At 59.0% G+C, this 2,046-nt stretch carries 2 protein-coding genes; both read left to right on the forward strand.

Annotation, left to right across the window (positions count from 1 at the left end; all coding sequences use genetic code 11):
* Window positions 1–211: 211 nt before the first annotated feature.
* Window positions 212–1,189: an ATP-binding cassette domain-containing protein gene (locus tag WD071_RS13295; protein WP_368048873.1), complete on the forward strand. Its 978-nt coding sequence runs from the start codon at window positions 212–214 to the stop codon at window positions 1,187–1,189.
* Window positions 1,186–2,046, forward strand: coding sequence for an ABC transporter permease (locus WD071_RS13300; protein ID WP_368048874.1), 861 nt, complete (start codon window positions 1,186–1,188; stop codon window positions 2,044–2,046). Before WD071_RS13295 ends, WD071_RS13300 begins: the two co-directional genes overlap by 4 nt.

The raw sequence follows: 2,046 nt of genomic DNA on the forward strand, positions 1-2,046 counted from the left end.
TATCAAATGAAAAAAACTATATTGAACCATTGACCAGACTTGCCAAATGGCCGGACCACCCAACAGCAAGCGCATGTTCGGCTCTTGTACATCGGGACTGTCGGGGGCACCACTCCACAGTGGTTTAACCATAGCTAGAGTGACTCTTGTCTACTTTCTCTTCCGTTGTGCGGGTGTATGATGGAGTTTTTCTGCCTTGCAGGGACTTCGCATGAACAAGGAAATATCGCCACTGGCCATTGAGGTGGCTGGCCTGAGCAAGCATTTTGGCAAGACCCGAGCGGTGAACGGCATTGATCTGCGAGTGCGGGCAGGCAGTGTATACGGCTTGCTCGGCCCTAACGGTGCTGGCAAAACGACAACAGTGCGCATGCTGGCCACGCTGATCCCGCCGGATAGCGGTAACGCCCGCGTGCTCGGGCTCGATGTTGCCGCCCAGGCCGCCGAGGTGCGGCAGCGCATCAGCCTTACCGGGCAATTTGCCTCGGTCGACGAAGATCTGACCGGGCGCGAAAATCTGCGCCTGCTGGCCCGCCTTCTGGGCTTTCACGGTCGTTCGGGTAAAGCCCGTGCGCAGCAACTGCTCGATGCATTCGACCTCAGCGACGCCGCCGACAAACAGGTGAAGGATTACTCCGGCGGCATGCGCCGGCGACTGGACATTGCCTCATCGCTTATCATCCCCCCGGAACTGTTGTTTCTGGATGAACCCACCACGGGCCTCGACCCGCGTTCGCGCAACCAGGTGTGGGATATCGTGCGCAGCCTCGCCCAGGCAGGCACCACCGTATTATTGACCACCCAGTACCTGGAAGAGGCTGACCAACTGGCCGAACGCATTGCGGTGATCGACCACGGCCGGGTAATCGCCGAAGGCACACCCGCAGAACTGAAGCGCTCGGTCGGCTCCGGCGTGCTGCGCTTGCGTCTGGCCAACCCGGAAGACCGCCCGGCCGCCCACCAGTGGCTGGAACAACAACTCGACAGCGCCGTAACGCTGGAGGCTGAGCCGACCAGTCTGTCGATACAGTTGTCGGACACCGCACGCGCGGCCAGTTTACTCTCGGGCCTAAGCGGTCTCGACATAGCCCTGGCCAGTTTTTCCATGGACCAGCCCAGCCTGGATGAAGTCTTTCTGGCGCTGACCGGCCACCACACCGAACCCGCCGAGGAGGCGCTGACCCCATGACCGACGCGCTGAATACCAATAGGGCCCCAGAAGCAACGCCAACTTCCAGCCAGACCGACGCTCTGGCCTTGTTGATGGCCGACCGCTCCCGGCCAAACCTGCCTGGCCCGATTTCAAACATCCTGACCTTTGGCTGGCGCGCCCTGCTGAAAATCAAACACGTACCGGAGCAACTGTTCGATGTGCTGGTCACGCCAATCATGTTCACCGTCATGTTTACCTACCTGTTTGGCGGTGCATTGGCGGGCTCGACCGACGCCTATCTGAATTTTCTGCTACCCGGAATTTTGGCGCAGACGGTGGTGTTTACCACCATCTACACCGGCATGACGCTGAATACTGACATTCACAAAGGCATTTACGACCGCTTCAAATCAATGCCGGTCTGGCACCCGTCACCTCTGGTCGGCGCCATGGCCGGAGATGTGATCCGCTACACCGCCTCAGCGGTTATCGTGTTTCTCATTGGGATGATCATGGGTTACCGCACCGAAACTGGCCTGTTTGGCATTATCCAGGCCGTGCTGCTACTGAATCTATTTGCCTTCGGCATCAGCTGGGTGTTTACCACCATCGGTTTGCTGATGCGCACCCCGGGCGCGGTGATGACGTTGAGCTGGCTGTTCCTGATGCCGGTCACCTTCGCCTCCAACATCTTTGTCGACCCCGCTACCATGCCCGGCTGGTTACAAACAGTCATCAGCGTAAACCCGGTGGCGCATTTGGTCACGGCTCTGCGTGCTTTACTGGCTGGCGATGCTACCCTGCCAGTCATTACGGTCGCGCTGATTGCGCCGGCCATTTTGCTGGCCATTTTCGGGCCAGTGACCATGTTTCTGTATCGGCGTCAGCGCTAA

Origin of the sequence: Pseudohongiella sp., from assembly GCF_040877505.1 — a bacterium.
Lineage (GTDB): Bacteria > Pseudomonadota > Gammaproteobacteria > Pseudomonadales > Pseudohongiellaceae > Pseudohongiella.

Excerpts from the sequence above, each read along its gene's own strand:
- WD071_RS13295 (WP_368048873.1), top strand. The coding sequence starts at position 212 with ATGAACAAGGAAATATCGCCACTGGCCATTGAGGTGGCTGGCCTGAGC.
- WD071_RS13300 (WP_368048874.1), top strand. The coding sequence starts at position 1,186 with ATGACCGACGCGCTGAATACCAATAGGGCCCCAGAAGCAACGCCAACT.